Origin of the sequence: Paractinoplanes durhamensis (assembly GCF_016862175.1) — a bacterium.
In the GTDB taxonomy this organism is placed as follows: domain Bacteria; phylum Actinomycetota; class Actinomycetes; order Mycobacteriales; family Micromonosporaceae; genus Actinoplanes; species Actinoplanes durhamensis.
In genome coordinates this window covers 50,881-66,980 of record NZ_BOML01000017.1, presented here as the reverse complement: position 1 = coordinate 66,980, position 16,100 = coordinate 50,881, and the positions used below count along the sequence as shown (strand labels likewise).

The window sequence follows — 16,100 nt, the reverse complement described above, 5'->3', positions numbered from 1 at the left end:
GGCGACCACGAGACCGATGGGTAACCACGAGCTGTATTCAAGTTCACTCGATCGGTTAAAGTCCTCCTTTTCCCTCATGTCTTGACATTTACGCAGACCGCCCTGTTACGGAAGGTTCAGAGGGCGACGAGAGTATTCCTCCGACAACAGTCAGGAAACCTTCACGTGAAAGTGGATCGACGATCATCGTCACCCCCGTAGGTTCGGCGCCGGGCCTACGAAAGGACGAAGAATGTCGATACGTGCCGTGCTCGCCGGCGCCCTGGCGACGACCCTGGCCGGGGTGCTCGCGATCGCCGCCGGCGCCGAGGCCGCACCGGCCGCCGTGCCGCTGGTCGACGATCCGGCGAGCTATGTGGACCCGTTCATCGGGACCGCGCACGGCGGCAACACCTGGCCGGGCGCCACCCGGCCGTTCGGGATGATCGCCTGGAGCCCCACCGGCACCAACGGCGATCAGACGAACGCACCCGCCGCGAACGGCTACGAATACCACACCACCAAGCTGCGTGGCTTCAGCCTCACCCATGTCAACGGGGCCGGTTGCGCCCCGGGCGCCGCGGGCGACGTGCCGATCCTGCCGTACGCCGGGGTGGTCGACTCCTCCCCCACCGCCGACACCAAGGACGCCAAGTACATCGGCACCTACAGTCACGCGAACGAAACCGCGGCACCGGGGCGCTACACCGTCACCCTCGACTCGGGCGTGCGCACCGACCTCGCCGTCACCACCCGGGCCGGGATCGCCGACTTCACCTTTCCCGCCGGGTCGGCCGCCAACCTGCTGTTCCGCACGTCCAACTCGCTCAACGGCAGCGAGAACGCGGACGTCACCATCGACCCCGCCACCCGGACCGTGACCGGGTCGGTGCTGACCGGCGGGTTCTGCGGGCGGCGCGGCAACGGCGGTGGCGCCAACAACCCGGACCGGCGGTCCTACTACCGGATCTACTTCAGTGCGGTCTTCGACCGGGACTTCGCGAGCACCGGGACCTGGCAGAACAGCACGCTCACGCCGGGCGGGACCACGGCGACCGGTGGCGAGGGTTATCTGACCGGGGCCGACCGGGCCGGGCGCGGATCGGGGGGCTGGGTCGGCTTCGACACCAGCAGTGACGCGGACGTCAGAATGCGCGTCGGTATCTCGTACACAAGCCTCGGCGGAGCCGTCGCCAACCGTGACGCCGAGATCTCGGCGCAAGCGACGCCGGGTGAGATCGCGCTGCAGGCGCGGGATGCGTGGAACACCGAGCTGAAGCGGATCGGGGTCGGTGGCGGGACGGCCGCGCGGACCACCGCGTTCTACACGTCGGTCTATCACAGCCTCATGCAGCCGCAGACGCTCAGTGATCTCGACGGGCGGTATCTCGGGGCCGACATGCAGGTGCACACGATCCGGGCGGGGCAGTCGGCCGCTTACGGCACGTTCTCCGGCTGGGATCAGTATCGGGCACAGATCCAGTTGCTGGGGCTGCTGCGGCCGGACGTGGCGGGCGACATGGCGACGTCCATGATGGACTTCGCGGCGCAGAACAACGGGATCTGGGACCGGTGGCTGCATCTCGGGGCGCCGACGCATGTGATGACCGGCGATCCGGCGGCGCCCACGCTGGCCACCTGGTACGCGATGGGGGTGCGCAACTTCGCCACCGGCGAGGCGCTCGATTCGCTGGTCAGGCAGGCGACCGTGCAGAACGCGGATGCGCTCTCCGACGCCGGCTGCCCGGGGCAGTGCACCGGGCAGCGGCCGACGCTGAACACCTATCTGGCGCTGAAGTACGCGGCCAACGACATCTGCCACTGCTGGGGCGGGGCGGCCGAGACGCTCGAGAACTCGCTCGCCGACTTCTCGCTCGCGATGTGGGCGCAGCGGGCCGGTCGTCACGATCTGTATCGGCAGCTGCTGCCGCGCGGGGACTACTGGAAGAACACCTTCAACACCGCGGTCGGGTATCAGGCCGCGCGGAAAGCGGACGGTAGCTGGCAGACCGGGTTCACGCCGTCGACCGATGCCGGGTTCGCCCAGGGGTCGAGCGCTACCTACACCTGGATGGTGCCGCAGGACGTTTCCGGGCTCGCGGCGCTGATGGGTGGGCGGCCGGCCGCGGCCACCCGGCTCGACGGGTTCTTCCACGACGAGAACGGGAACTGGGCGGTGCTCGGCGGGAACGCTCTTCGCTACGACCCGACCAACGAACCCGGCATTCACGCGCCGTGGCTCTACAACGGACTCGGGCAGCCGTGGAAGACGCAGGCCACGGTGCGGCAGGTCGTCGACACGGCGTACGGGGTCGGGCCGTCGGGGCTGCCCGGCAACGACGACCTGGGCACGATGAGCGCCTGGTACGTGTTCGCGGCGATGGGCTTCTTCCCGCAGGTGCCGGGGCGGGCCGAGATGCTGCTCGGGTCGCCGGTCTTCACCCGGGTGGTGCTCACCCGCAGCAACGGCGTTCGCCTTGTGGTCAATGCCGACACCACCGAGACGTACGTGCAGAAGGTGACGCTCAACGGCGGCACGCTCGGTCGATCGTGGCTGCCGGAGTCGTTCGTGCAGCGCGGCGGGACGGTCTCGTTCACGCTCGGCGCGACCGCCAACCAGAGCTGGGCCGTCAAAGACCTGCCGGTCGACCACTGAGGTGGAGTTGCCCCCGGCGCCGCTTCCCAGCGCCGGGGGCAACGTTCAGGCCGTCGGCGTGAGAGTCACGTCATCGACGACGAATGAGGTCTGGATCTGGCTGCCCTCGACCCCGGTGAAGGTGACGGTGGTGCTGCCCGACCCCGAAATCGACAGCGATTTCTGGACATATCCGGAAGCGGCATTCAAATTCGAGTAAGTCGCCAACGTTGATCCTTTGGCGGTGACGGTCAAATTGTCGTACGCCGTCGTCGTGGTCGTCTCGTCGGTGTCGATGTGCAGCCAGAAACTCAGGGTCGCGCCACCGCACCCGGCCGGCACCGTCACCGTCTGGGACAGCGTGTCGGTGTGCGCCGACCCGTAGCCGTCCAGCCAGGCCTTGTAGGACCCGGCGTGCGCGGCCTGCGACGACGAGTTGGTGATGACCCCGGAGGTGGCGGTCCAGGTGGTGGCCCCGGACTCGAACCCGGTGTTGCCCAGCAGCTGGGTCGTGGCGCAGGAGCCGCCGCCGGTCGGGGAGGTGGTCGGGGATGTCGTCGGCGTCGACGTCCCGGTCCCGGCCAGCCACTCGGTCGCATTCAGCGCCAGCGCGGCGTTCGTGCCGGCGGTGTCGTTCCACCCGTCGTAGAGCGTGTTCCCGGACTGCCCGGTCCCGTCGTCGATCGGCGAGCTGTCCCCCCACACCGCGACCCGCCCCGACCCGAACGTGCTGGTCGTGAAGAACGCGCCGGTGGTCCCGGTCTGGCTCGACGAGGTCCGCCAGACCAGCCCCGCGACGCTGGAGTTGGCCGTCTTGTTCAGCGTCTGGGTGCTGCCGTCGCGGATGATGCTGCCGGTCACCGTGCCGTACGGCCCGTTGATCACCGGGTTGGTGCTGCTGCTGATCGCGACCGGGTTCTCGCTGGAGATGTCGTTGGTGTCGACGCTGAACCCGAACGGCGAGGTGTTGTCGACGCCGTTGTTGGTGAGCAGGTCGTTGGCGACCTCGACGGAGTCGTACCCGTCGTTGTTCCGGTCGCTCCCGGCGTGGTCGACGATCAGGAAGAACCCGCCGCCGGCCTGGATGAACTTCATGATCGCGGTCTTCTCGGCGGTGCTGAGCAGCACGTTCGGTTCCGGCATCACGAAGACGTCGAAGTTCGCCAGATCAAGGGCGCCGCTGCCGCCGTACGTGATGGTGTTGCCGGTCGGCAGTGTCTTCAGGCTGTACGAGCCGGTCCGCTGCAGGGCGACGCCCCACGCGGAGAGTGCGCCGGTCCACGAGGTCTCCGAGGTCGGGTTGGCGTTCTGCCCCAGCGGGTCGGGCTGCGACGTGCTGATGATCCAGTCGGCGTTGCCGGCGGTCTCGGCCTTGCTGTTGTCGAACAACACACGATGGACGACCGCGGCCGACGCGGGTGGCGTCGTGGTCACGGCGACGAGGGCTACTCCGGACGCCAGGGTGGCGGCGGCCAGCAGGGCCCGGTAACGGACTGGCACGGTGCACCTCCGATAGGACAGATATCGGCGGGAGTCTATGGTTGCGGCCGGGTGCCGGCCCACCCTCAAGGGGCTGGACAAGGGAAAACCCTGTCAGCCGGCGACGGCCACGGTGATCCCGGGGAAGGTCGTCTTCGGCAGGATCAGGACGGCCCGCCCGCCCGCGGCGGCCAGCGCCGCCGCCTCGGCGACGCTGGGGGTGCCCACGGCGTCGGCGACGGTCTCGCTTGGGGTGGGTACGTCGTATCCCACCAGTTCCGCCGCCGCGAGCGAGACCACTTCCCAGCCGTACGCGGTGGCGAGGGCCCGCACCCCGTCCTCGGCCGCCCGCCGGTCGATGGTGGCCAGCGCCCGCACGTCCCCCCAGTCGGCGCCGAGCTCGGTGAGGGCCTGCCCGACCGCGGCCTCGAGCTCCTCCGCCGACCGCCCGGGCCGCGCCCCGAGCCCAACGACCAGTTTCATCGCGCCGCGGCGACCACGTTGCGGGCCAGTGACGGCGCGCCCGCCCAGTGCAGGTGCAGGTAGGAGGCGTGCACGGCCGGGGTGGCGAACCCTTCCGGGTCGGCGCCGCGCCACTGCCAGGCCGCCCCGGCCGCCGGCGAGAGCAGCACCCCGGACCGGGGGTGGACGGTGGTGCGGTGGAACTCGTGGCCGGTGACCCGGGTGCCGGCCGGTGCCAGCGGGCTGTCGGCGAGGGCGACCGCGTCCCGGTAGCCGAGGGTCAGCGTCGGGGTCATCGCCGCGTCGGCGTCGAGGACCCCGCACATCGGCGCGTCGTCGAGGGTGCGGCACAGCCAGAGCAGGCCGGCGCATTCGGCGGCGATCGGCCCGCCGGTGGCGGCCAGCGAGGCCACCGCCAGGCGCAGGGGCTCGTTGGCGGAGAGTTCCGACGCGTACACCTCGGGGAAGCCGCCGCCGACGACGAGACCGCGCGTCCCGGCCGGGAGTTTCTCGTCGTGCAGCGGGTCGAGGGTGATGACGTCGGCGCCGGCCGCGGTGAGCAGCTCGGGCGTCTCCGCGTAGGAGAACGAGAAGGCCGGCCCGCCGGCGATCGCGATCACCGGCCGTTCGCCCTCGGGAACGTCGCCCACCGCTTCCGCCGGGCTCCAGGGCTCGACCGACAGCGACGGTGCCGAGTGCGCGATCGCGGCCACCTCGTCGAGGTCGACCGACGCGGCGACCAGCGCGGCCAGGGCGTCCACCGAGGCCCGCGCCTCGGCCCGGCGTTCGGCCGCCGGCACCAGGCCCAGATGCCGGGAGGGGGCGGCGACCGCGTCGGCCCGGCGCATCGCGCCCAGCACCGGCGTGCCGACCTCCTCGCAGGCCTCGCGCAGGATGCTCTCGTGCCGGTCGGAGCCGACCCGGTTGAGGATCACCCCGGCCAGCCGGACGCTGCCGAAGCTGCGGAACCCGTGCACCAGCGCGGCGATCGACCGGCCCTGCGCGGCCGCGTCGACGACCAGGATCACCGGGGCGCCGAGCAGCTCGGCGACCTGGGCGGTCGAGCCGGTGTCGCCGGCCCCGGTCCGGCCGTCGTAGAGGCCCATCACGCCCTCGACGATCGCCATCCCGGCGCCGCGGGCGCCGTGCGCGAACAGCGGCGCGATCAGCCGTTCGCCGACCATCACCGGGTCGAGGTTGCGGCCGGGGCGACCGGCGGCGAGGGCGTGGTAGCCGGGGTCGATGTAGTCGGGGCCGACCTTGAACGGCGCGACCGGCAGGCCCCGGCGGGCGAACGCGGCCAGCAGGCCGGTCGCCACCGTCGTCTTGCCGTGGCCGGAGGCGGGTGCCCCGATCACGATCCGTGGAATCGCTACCACTCGATACCCTGCTGTCCCTTGCGGCCGGCGTCCATCGGATGCTTCACCTTCGTCATCTCGGTGACCAGGTCGGCCGCCTCCAGCAGGGCCGGCGCCGCGTCCCGGCCGGTGATCACCACGTGCTGGGTGCCGGGCCGGGCGGCCAGCGTCTCGACCACGTCGCCGACGTCGACCCAGCCCCACTTCATCGGGTAGGTGAACTCGTCGAGGACATAGAACTTGTAGGTCTCGGCGGCCAGGTCCCGCTTGATCTGGGCCCAGCCCTCGGCGGCCTCGGCGGCGTGGTCCCGCTCGGTGCCGGGGCGCTGGATCCACGACCAGCCCTCGCCCATCTTGTGCCAGGTGACGTTGCCGAGGCTTTTCAACGCCGACTCCTCGCCGACCCGCCACTTCTCCGACTTCACGAACTGGAACACGCCGATCGGCCAGCCCGCGCTCCACGCCCGCAGGGCCATCCCGAACGCGGCCGTCGACTTGCCCTTGCCGTGCCCGGTGTGCACGGCCAGCACGGCCTGGCGGCGGCGCTGCCGGGTGGTGAGCCCGTCGGCCGGGACGACGTCCACTTTGCCCTGCGGCATCAGGCAGCGCTCCTCGTGGCGGCGCCGGCTTCGAGCTGTTCGAGCGGCATCAGGTCGGCGTTCAGGGCGGTGGCCAGCCGGCCGGCCAGGCCCAGGCGCACCGGGCCGGACTCGCAGTCGACGACCACGGCGGCCACCCCGGCCAGGGCGGGGGCCATCCGGACCGGGTCGGGGCCGCTGGTGGCGCGGCCGTCGGTGACGACGATCAGCAGCGGACGGCGGCGCGGGTCCCGGCGGCGCTCGGTGGCGATGGTGGCGGCGGCGGTGCGCAGGCCGGCCGCGAGGGGGGTGCGGCCGCCGGTCTTCAGGCTCGCCAGCTTCATGACGCCCACCTCGTGCGAGGACGTCGGCGGGAGCACCTGCTCGGCCTCGTGCCCCCGGAAGGTGATCATCCCGATCCGGTCGCGGCGCTGGTAGGCGTCGCGCAGCAGGGACAGCACGGCGGTCTTGACCACGGTCATCCGGCGGCGGGCGGCCATCGAGCCGGAGGCGTCGACGACGAACAGAACCAGGTTGGACTCGCGGCCGACGTGCACGGCCTCGCGCAGGTCGACCGGCTGCACGGTGCGGTCGCCGCGGTGCAGGGCGGCGCGCAGGGTGGCGGGCAGGTGCGGGGCGCCGGCGAGCTTGCCGGCCGGGACCCGGGAGCCGATCACCCGGCCCCGGCGGGCCAGGGACGGCGAGCGGCGTCCGGCATGACCACCGGTTCCGCGGGCGGCGATTTTGAGCGTACGGGTCCGGTAGGCGTTCCCGGCCGCAACGGCAGGGGCCGCGGCGGGCGCCGACGCCGGTTCGCCCGATTTGTCGGCCTGATCGGTCGCCCCGCCGTGGTCCGGGCCGACGGTCGGCGGGGGCGTCGGCGACCCTCCTCCACCACCGCCCGGATCAGGGTCGTCGTCATCCTCGGACGGCGGGGGCTCGGCCTGCGACAACGCGTCTTCCAGGCGTTCCTCGTCGGTGCCGGGCGGGTCGAGCGGGTCCTTCCGCCGCCGGTGCGGCAGCGCCAGCCGGGCCGCGTCCCGCACGTCCTCCTCGGTGACCAGGTCCCGCCCGTGCCAGGCGGCCAGCGCGACTGCACATCGCGCGACGACGATGTCGGCCCGCATCCCGTCCACGCCGTAGGCGAGACAGACCCGGGCGATCCGATCGAGCTCGCCGTCGGGCAGCACGACCTTGGGCAGCCGCGCCCGGGCGGCCACGATCCGCTCCGCGACCTCCTGCTCGTCGGCGACGAACCGCGCCGCGAACAGGTCCGGGTCGGCCTCGTAGGCGAGCCGCCGCCGGACGACCTCGGCCCGCTCCCCCGCCTCGCGCGGCGCGGCGACGGTGACGACCAGCCCGAACCGGTCGACGAGCTGCGGCCGCGGCTCGCCCTCTTCCGGGTTCATGGTGCCGACCAGCAGGAACCGGGCGGCGTGCTTGACCGACACCCCGTCCCGCTCGACGTGCGCCCGGCCCATCGCGGCCGCGTCGAGCAGCAGGTCGACCAGGTGGTCGGGCAGCAGGTTGACCTCGTCGACGTAGAGGACGCCGCGGTGCGCGGCGGCGAGCAGCCCCGGCTCGTACGCCTTGACGCCGTCGGCCAGCGCACGCTGGATGTCGAGCGTGCCCACCACCCGGTCCTCGGTGGCCCCGACCGGCAGCTCGACGAGCGCCGAGGGCCGGGACTGCGCCGGCGAGTCGGTGGCGTGCGGCCCGTCCGGGCACTGCGGGTCGGGCTGCGCCGGGTCGCAGGCGAAGCGGCAGCCGCGCACCACCGAGACCGGCGGCAGGAGAGTCGCCAGCGCTCGTACGACAGTGCTCTTGGCAGTGCCTTTCTCCCCGCGCACGAGAACCCCGCCGACGTGCGGCGAGACGGCGGTGAGCAGCAGAGCGAGCCGCAGGTCGGTGAGACCGACGACTGCGGAGAACGGGTACGGCGTCACGAAAGTCCCTTCTGCACGGGTGTCCACGCCCGCGCGACCGGTGTCACGAGCGGCCGGAGTCTCCTGACTCCCGGATCAGCGCAGGCCCGCGCGCCTTCCAGCCCTCCCAGGCCGTGGCGAGTTGACGCAGGTCGCTACCCGGTCACAGTGGCGGGACCGCCCCGGATTCACACCGGTGTTCCTCCGCTACCGCTCGGCAGTCATGCTTTCTCACTGCCGTGTGTGGCGTCAACGCGGCCACCGGTGACGGGAATCGCAGGCGTCGGCTGCGGGGCGAGCCGGTCGAGCTCCTTGACGGTGTCGAGCATGGCGAGCGCGGACTTCTCGACGAGCGGTCGCAGCCGGGCGTAGAGGGCGGCGTTCGCCGGGTCGGGCACGGTCGGTTTGCCGATCGCGATGAGCGCCGCGGCGTGGTCGAGGTCGGGCAGCTCGCCGAGAGCGTGCCAGCCGAGCAGGCAGGCCCCGAGCGCGGTGCCCTCCGGGGTGTCGGCGACCGCGACCGGCAGGTCGAGCGCGGCCGCGAGCACCCCCACCCACAGCTCGGAGGCGACCGCTCCGCCGGTGGCCCGCACCTCGGTGACCGCGAACCCTTCGCCGGCGAACGAGTCCCGCACCAGCGCCAGCTGCTGGCAGACCCCTTCGACCGCCGAGCGCACCAGGTGGGCGCGCCCGTGCTCGCGGCGCAGCCCGAGGTAGGCCCCACGCAGCCCGGACCGCCACCAGGGCGCCCGCTCCCCCAGCAGGTAGGGCAGGCAGAGCAGCCCGTCGCTGCCGGGCGGCACCCCCTGTGCCTCCATGAGCAGGGCGGCGTCGCGCTCGTCGGCGTCCTCCCCTTCGGCGCCGGGCCGTTCGAAGCCGGACGCGAAACTCTGCCCCGCCCACCGCACGACGGACCCGGCGTTGTTGACCGCCCCGCCGATCACCCACCGGTCCTCGGTGAGCGCGTAGCAGAACAGCCGGCCGTCGGCGTCGGCGGTGGGCCGGTCGACGACGGTGCGCAGCGCCCCGCTGGTGCCGAGCGAGACGGCGGCGACCCCGGCCGGGGTGGCGCCGACGCCCAGGTTGGCGAGCGGCCCGTCGGCGGCTCCGATGATCAGCCGGGTCCCGTCCGGCAGCCCCGCGAGCCCCGCCTTGAGCCGCAGCACGGTGGTGGTCGGCACCACGTCGGCCAGCTGGCCGGCGCGGACCCCGGCGATCTCCAGGGCTTCGGAGTCCCAGCGCCGCTGGTGGATGTCGTACAGCCCGGTGCCGGAGGCGACCGACAGGTCGAGCAGGAACGGCTCGTCGGTGAGCGCGGCCAGGATCAGCTCCTTGACGCCGCCCCAGCGGGGGGTGTCGCGCAGGATCGACGGGTCGTTGTCCCGCCACCAGGCCAGCTTGGTCAGCGGCGACATCGGGTGCACCGGCGTGCCGGTCCGGGCCTGCAGCGCGCGAGCCCGCCCGGCGGCGAGGATCCGGTCGCACTGCTCGCCGGAGCGGGCGTCGGCCCAGGTGACCAGCGGCCCGAGCGGTTCCCCGGCGGCGGTCATCGGCACCAGCCCGTGCAGGAACGCGCTGAGGCTGACCGCGACCACCCGGTCCCCGTTCTCCCGGCAGGCCGCGGCCACGTCGGTGAGGGCTTTGACCGCGGCGTCACGCAGGTGCCCCGGGTCGAGCTCGGCGCGGCCGGGCCCCGGCACGGCAAGGGGGTAGTGGACGGAAACGTGGGCTCGGAGCTCGCCGGTGATGGTGGCGGCGATGCCCTTGGTGGCGGTGGTCCCGGTGTCGATGCCGATCACGACGTCCGTCATGCCATCAAACTATCCGTCAGACCCCCATCACAAACGGCTGACCACCGCGGAGCGTCACCTCGGCCACGGTGGCGGCCTCCGGCAGCCAGCCGGCGTCGTCAAACCTGGTCCTCACCCGTCCCAGACGCCGCGACAGCCAAAAAAAATCGCACAAATTCCCAACCATCCGAAACGTACGGGCATGATCAGCCCCGTTGTTCTCCGGGCGACCTGAGCGCCTGGTCACGGCCGCAGCGCCCCTTTCGCGTGCGGCGCGGGGTCACGCCGGAATCGTCCGCAGTGGACGACGGCTGAGCCCGGCCAGGGCCGCGGTGGCGAGCGCGCAGCAGGCGGCGATCGCGGTGAGCGCGGTGGTGTAGCTGCCGGTCGCGGCGTGCAGGCCGGCCCCGGCCAGCGGTGCGACGGCCTTCGCGAGGGTGCCCGGGACGACGAGGACGCCGGCGAGGGTCGCGTAGCGGGTCGTGTCGTAGCGCTCGGCGAGGATGACCGGTTTGGCGATGGTGGCGACGCCGAAGCCGAGGCCGAACCCGATGACCGCGGCGATCGCCCCCACGGCCGTGCCGGCCGCCCAGGGCAGCAGCAGCGCGGCGACGGTCTGGACGGTGAAGACGGCGGCCGTGATCGTGACGGTGCGATACCGCCGTTGCAGGCCGGTGGTCAGCAGCCGCCCGGTAACCGACAGCACGCCGAGCAGCCCGGCGATGGTGGCGGCGAACGCCGGCGGGTAGTGCCAGGCGATCAGTGCGGGGATGAGCAGCACGGTGTAGGCGCTGATCGCCGCGGTGTTCGCGGTGAGTCCGGCGGCGAGCAGCCAGAAGCCCCGGTCGGCGAGTGCGGCGCGGGTGCCGGATCTGGTGGGCCGGACGTGGTGCCCGCCGGCGGGTGGGCGGCGGATCACGACGGCGTGCAGCGGCACGGTGACCGCTTGGACGGCGGCGAGCACGAGCAGGGCGGTCCGCCAGCCGTACTGCTCGACGAGCCACCCGGTCAGCGGCAGGAACACGGTGCTCGCGAACCCGGCGACCACGGTCACCGCCAGCAGCGCGGCGGAGCGCTGCCGGGGTGTGTGCCAGGCGATGACGACGGCGAAGGCGGCCTCGTAGAGGCTGGCCGCCGAGGCGGCGCCGATGCCGGCCTGCACGGCGTAGAGCTGCCACACCTGGCCGATCCCGGACCAGGCGACCAGCAGGAGGACGCCGAGCAGCGACCCGCCGGTCATCAGCGCCCGCCCGCCGTGCCGGTCCAGCCGCCGGCCGACCGGCACCGCGAGCAGGGCGGCCGCGAGCACGGAAGCGGTGTAGGAACCGGTCACCACGGTGGTGGAGGTGTGCAGGTCGGCGGCGATCGGGACGAGGAAGACGGCGAAGGCGTAGTAGAGGCCGCCGTACCCGATGGTCTGGGTGACGGCGAGGGTGCCCACGAGGATCCGGTGCCCGCCGGCATCACGGTCGGAATGGGTCACGAGCAGCAGCTACCGCCGCCGGCCGGGGTGAGGCTGATGAGCCCGGCCACGCCGGTCAGCGCGGCGATCTGCCGGGCGGTCTCGGGGTCGCCACTGCACACCCCGGTCTCGGGCAGGTCGAGCTGCACGTCGTCGGCGGCGGCGAAGTCGCCGGCCAGGGCGGCGGCGATCGAGCGGACCTGCTCGTAGCCGGTGGCCATCAGGAAGGTCGGGGCCCGGCCGTAGGACTTCATCCCGACCGCGTAGTAGTTCGGCTCGGGCTGGCCCAGCTCCCGGTAGCCGTGCGGGGCGACGGTGCCGCAGGAGTGCTGGTTCGGGTCGATCAGCTCGGCCAGGGTGCGGGTGCAGCCGAGGATCGGGTCCAGGTCGAGGCGGAGCTCGGTGGCGATGCCGTGGTCCGGCCGGAATCCGGTGGCCGACACGACCCGGTCCGCGGTGAGGGTGCGCCCGTCCGCGGCGACCAGGGTGATGCGGTCGCCGTCGCGGCGCACGGCGTGCACGCCGAAGCCGGTGACCAGGGTGAGTTTGCCGGCGTCGACCAGGGTGTGCAGGCCGCTGCCGAGCGCTCCCCGGGCGGGCAGCTCGTCGGCGCCCTCCCCGCCGAACGCCCGCTGCGCGGAACCGCCCCGCACGGCCCAGGTGATCCGGGTGCCCGGCTCGGTCTCGGCCAGCCGGGCCAGATCGAGCAGGGTGTTGGCGGCGGAGTGCCCGGATCCGACCACGATGGTGTGCCGGCCGGCGTGCCGATCGCGGTCGGCGCCGATGACATCGGGCAGGGCGTGGTCGATCAGGTCGGCGGCCTGCGGTTCGCCGTGGGCGGGCAGGCCGTTGGCGCCGAGCGGGTTGGGGGTGCGCCAGGTGCCGGACGCGTCGATGATCGCGCTCGCGGTGATCTCGGCGCCGTCCGCGAGCCGCAGGACGAAGGGCAGGTCGGCGCGGCCGGCGGTGCGAACCCGGTCGGCACCGACCCGGCTGATCGCCACGACCCGCGCTCCGAGGCGCAGGTGGGCGGCGAGGGCGGGCAGCTTCGCGAGCGGCTGGAGGTAGTTCTCCACCAACTCGGCCCCGGTCGGCAGGTCATCGTCGTCGGGGGCGGCCCAGCCGGCCGCGTCGAGCAGTCGCCGGGCGGCGGTGTCGATGTCGTAGCGCCAGGGGCTGAACACCCCGACGTGCCCCCACTGCCGCACCGAGGCGCCGACCTGGTCACCGGCTTCGAGAACGAGGAACGGAAGACCCCGCTCGTGCAGGTGCGCGGCGGCCGCCATCCCGACCGGGCCGGCCCCGATCACCACCACCGGCAGATCACCGGACCGGCTCTCGGTCACCGGCGCCGCTTCGGTGGTGCCGCAGCACTGGTCGGGGCGGACGGTGGCGGAATCGTCGCTGCTCATCGCGGGTACTCCTCGTTGGCGGTCGGCGTCACGGGGACACGGATTCGGTGAGTCTTGAATTCGGTGAATATGAATTCGATGGATGTTGAATCCGATGAGTGTCGAAGCCAACGCTTGCATGCGGATTCGACGTCTGTCAACCTCGACACATGTCAAACCCATCGGCAGTGGCTCCCCCGGACATCGAGGCGACCCCCTGCTGCGCTCCCCTGGCGGAGGCGCGCATCCCCGCCGAGGCGTCCGGCACCCTGGCGCAGGCATTCAAGGCGCTCGGCGACCCGATCCGGCTGCAGTTGATGTCGATGATCGCCTCCGCGCCGGACGGCGAGATCTGCGTCTGCGACCTCACCCCGGCGTTCACGATCTCCAGCACCACCATCTCCCACCACCTGAAGGTGCTGCGCGAGGCCGGCCTGGTCGACGCCGAGCGCCGTGCCAGCTGGGTCTACTACCGCCCACGCCCCGGCCTGATGCGCCGGCTCTCCACGCTCCTGGCCGTCGACGAGCCCGCCACCCGCTGAATGCCCGCCCCGTGCTCTGACGAGCGATCTACCCGCGAATTTGCGGGCGCAGCCCGCCGGGTGGGAGCCGGGCCCGCCCGGTAGCCGGTGAGGAGGGTGACCATGCACCCCGCCGGACGCTGCGGCGGGGGCGGATTCCGGCGCGTACGGAAAAGAAATGCGTTGGCTGACCGCTCAGGCCGCCCTGGCCGGGGTGAACAGGGCCTCGAAAGCGGCGGCGGTCATCGGGCGGCCGAACAGGTAGCCCTGGGCGTAGTGGTAGCCGGCAGTGCGCAGGCGGGCGGCCTGGGCGGGGGTTTCGACGCCTTCCGCCACCGCGTCGATGCCGAAGTCGTCGGTGAAGCTGATCAGGTTGCGGACCACGATCGCGCCGGCCTGGTCGGCGTAGTCGCCGCTGACGAAGGACTTGTCGACCTTCAGGACGTCGACCGGGACGTCCAGGAGCAGGCTCAATGACGAATGGCCGGTGCCGAAGTCGTCCAGGGCCACCCGCAGGCCCAGCTCGCGGAGCGCGTCGAGCTGGTGGGCGGCGCTCGTGGCGTTGAGGACGGCGGTCTCGGTCACCTCGATCATCAGGCGGGTCGGGTCGGCTCCCGTTTCGGCCAGGATGTCGCGGACCGTGGTCAGGAACGCGGGGTCGGCCAGCTGGTGGGCGGAGACGTTGACGCTGATCCGGCGTGGGGCGGCGGCACCGAAGTGGCGGGTCCACTCGGCCGACTGGCGGCAGGCCTGTGCCAGCACCCAGCGGCCCAGCTCGATGATGGTGCCGGTGCGTTCGGCGAGCGGGATGAAGATGTCCGGCGGGATCAGGCCGTGCTCGGGGTGGTCCCAGCGCATCAGGATCTCGGCGCCGACCGGGGTTTCCGTCGTCAGGTCGACGATCGGCTGGTAGAGGGCGAAGATCTGGCCCCGGTGCAGGGCCTGGCGCAGGTCGGCGGCGAGGCGGGCGGCCTCGTCGGCGGCGCGGTCCATGCCGGGGTCGAACCACTGCCAGCGGTTGCCGCCGGCCGCCTTCGCCGCGTACATCGCCACGTCGGCGCGGCGTAGCAGCTCGGCCGGGTCGTCGCCGTCCTGACTCCGGGTGACGCCGGCGCTGACCGCGGGCGAGGTGAGGTTGCCGGCCAGGTCGGCGGGGCGGCCGACCTCGGTGATCAGGTCGTCGAGCAGCGCCGCCGGGTCGCCGGCGGCCGGCAGCAGGATGGCGAACTCGTCGCCGCCGAGGCGGCCGACCGTTCCGTGCGGGCCGACCAGGGCGGTCAGGCGGTGGCTCGTCTCGATGATCAGGTGGTCGCCGACCTGGTGGCCGAGCCGGTCGTTCACGATCTTGAAGTCGTCCAGGTCGAGCAGGACCATGTGGAACTCGCGGTCCTCGGCCAGCAGGTCGCGGGTGCGCTGTTCCAGGAAGGCCCGGTTCGCGACGCCGGTGAGGCTGTCCGTGGTCGCCTGCCGGGTCAGCTCCGCCTGGTGGCTCTCCACCGTCGCCATCAGCCGGTTGTTGTCGCGCAGCGCGATGATCTGCCTGGTCACGGCCAGGACGGTCAGCGCCACCACGACGGTCTGCATGATCCGGGTCTCGTCCGGGTTCGCGGTGCTGGTGGTGAGCAGCAGGCCGTCGGCGATCGCGACCGCCAGGTAGGGCACGACGCTGATCCGGCGGGAGCGGCGGCGGTCCCGGGGCAGCGTGGCACCGGCCCGCCACTGGCTCACCGCGGCCAGGTGGATCGCGAGCGTGGCGATCGGCACCGAGACGAGGCTGGTGGACAGGTACGGCCGGCTGATCAGGAACGGTGACATGCCGCCGACCGTGCCGGCCGCGGCCGCGCCGACCGCCAGGATCCAGGTGGCCCGGCGGTCCAGCTGGCCGGCGCCGGCGAAGGCGACCTTCATGAAGGTGATCATCGACAGGCCGACCAGCAGGCCGATGGCCAGCATCGCGCCCAGCGAGCCGGTCTGCTCGACCCACAGCTCGTGGTCGCGCAGCGAGAAACGCCAGCCGAACGCGGCGACGGTGATCAGGACGACGCAGGCGTCGATGCCGAACCGGAGCCAGTCGCTGCGGCTGCGCTGCCATGACGGCAGCCGCAGCAGCGCCCACATGATCTGGACCAGGACGCCCAGGTAGAAGACGAGGGTGATCGGGCCGACCCGCTGCGACGGGGCCGGGCCGGCGGTGGCGTCGGCCGCGTTGGCGATGATGCCGGCGGTGAACAGGCCGCAGGCGACCGTGAGGCTGAGCCAGAAGCGGCGGGTGCTCGCGTCCAGGTCGGCGCGGCGGGCAACGGCCCAGCAGGCGTAGCCGGCCAGCAGCGACGCCACCGGCAGCGGCAGCCAGCCGAGCACCGGGTGGGCCCATTCGTGGACGAGGCCGGCCACCAGCCAGGTCGTGCTCAGGGCCAGGGCCAGCGCGGACGCGGCGAGCGGCACCCGTTCCTCCCCTCGCTGGATCACTTGTGATGCCTGGTCGGCGCGGCGATCGCCGATCTGAGGAGAACCGTCCCC

Annotated in this window: 11 protein-coding genes and 1 riboswitch; of the genes, 2 read left to right on the top strand and 9 right to left on the bottom strand. The window is 72.7% G+C overall.

Features of this window, described 5'->3' with window-relative positions; genetic code table 11:
* The first annotated feature begins 232 nt into the window (after positions 1–232).
* The gene (locus Adu01nite_RS09320; RefSeq protein ID WP_203726161.1) at positions 233–2,635 is read left to right on the top strand and encodes a GH92 family glycosyl hydrolase; all 2,403 of its coding nucleotides are present in this window, start codon (positions 233–235) and stop codon (positions 2,633–2,635) included.
* 45 nt (positions 2,636–2,680) lie between these two features.
* Here the strand turns inward: Adu01nite_RS09320 and Adu01nite_RS09315 are convergent, their stop codons facing one another.
* The 8 genes from Adu01nite_RS09315 to Adu01nite_RS09280 all read right to left on the bottom strand — a co-directional run bounded on the left by Adu01nite_RS09315 (position 2,681) and on the right by Adu01nite_RS09280 (position 13,080).
* Positions 2,681–4,114, bottom strand: coding sequence for a hydrolase (locus Adu01nite_RS09315; protein WP_203726160.1), 1,434 nt, complete (start codon positions 4,112–4,114; stop codon positions 2,681–2,683).
* 93 nt (positions 4,115–4,207) lie between these two features.
* Positions 4,208–4,576, bottom strand: coding sequence for a cobalamin biosynthesis protein (locus Adu01nite_RS09310; RefSeq protein WP_203726159.1), 369 nt, complete (start codon positions 4,574–4,576; stop codon positions 4,208–4,210).
* Complete coding sequence (locus Adu01nite_RS09305; protein ID WP_203726158.1) at positions 4,573–5,934, bottom strand: cobyrinic acid a,c-diamide synthase CobB; 1,362 nt, start codon at positions 5,932–5,934, stop codon at positions 4,573–4,575. The genes Adu01nite_RS09310 and Adu01nite_RS09305 overlap by 4 nt, the downstream gene beginning before the upstream one ends.
* On the bottom strand, positions 5,928–6,512 hold the full coding sequence (cobO, locus tag Adu01nite_RS09300; protein ID WP_203726157.1) for a cob(I)yrinic acid a,c-diamide adenosyltransferase: 585 nt from the start codon (positions 6,510–6,512) through the stop codon (positions 5,928–5,930). The genes Adu01nite_RS09305 and cobO overlap by 7 nt, the downstream gene beginning before the upstream one ends.
* Positions 6,512–8,437 (bottom strand): VWA domain-containing protein, encoded by a 1,926-nt coding sequence (locus Adu01nite_RS09295; RefSeq protein WP_203726156.1) that lies wholly within the window; start codon positions 8,435–8,437, stop codon positions 6,512–6,514. Before Adu01nite_RS09295 ends, cobO begins: the two co-directional genes overlap by 1 nt.
* A 56-nt stretch (positions 8,438–8,493) precedes the next feature.
* A riboswitch (cobalamin riboswitch) is annotated at positions 8,494–8,621 on the bottom strand.
* A gap of 16 nt (positions 8,622–8,637) precedes the next feature.
* Positions 8,638–10,227, bottom strand: a complete 1,590-nt coding sequence (locus Adu01nite_RS09290; protein WP_203726155.1) for a gluconokinase — start codon at positions 10,225–10,227, stop codon at positions 8,638–8,640.
* 259 nt (positions 10,228–10,486) lie between these two features.
* A complete protein-coding gene (locus Adu01nite_RS09285; protein ID WP_239132259.1) occupies positions 10,487–11,689 on the bottom strand; it encodes an MFS transporter in 1,203 nt (400 codons plus the stop codon).
* Positions 11,686–13,080 (bottom strand): NAD(P)-binding domain-containing protein, encoded by a 1,395-nt coding sequence (locus tag Adu01nite_RS09280; protein WP_275414636.1) that lies wholly within the window; start codon positions 13,078–13,080, stop codon positions 11,686–11,688. The genes Adu01nite_RS09285 and Adu01nite_RS09280 overlap by 4 nt, the downstream gene beginning before the upstream one ends.
* Before the next feature lie 149 nt (positions 13,081–13,229).
* Here Adu01nite_RS09280 and Adu01nite_RS09275 point away from each other — a divergent pair, with 149 nt between their 5' ends.
* On the top strand, positions 13,230–13,601 hold the full coding sequence (locus Adu01nite_RS09275) for an ArsR/SmtB family transcription factor (protein ID WP_203726154.1): 372 nt from the start codon (positions 13,230–13,232) through the stop codon (positions 13,599–13,601).
* A gap of 174 nt (positions 13,602–13,775) precedes the next feature.
* Here Adu01nite_RS09275 and Adu01nite_RS09270 read toward each other — a convergent pair whose 3' ends face one another.
* A complete protein-coding gene (locus Adu01nite_RS09270; RefSeq protein WP_203726153.1) occupies positions 13,776–16,049 on the bottom strand; it encodes a putative bifunctional diguanylate cyclase/phosphodiesterase in 2,274 nt (757 codons plus the stop codon).
* Positions 16,050–16,100: the final 51 nt, after the last annotated feature.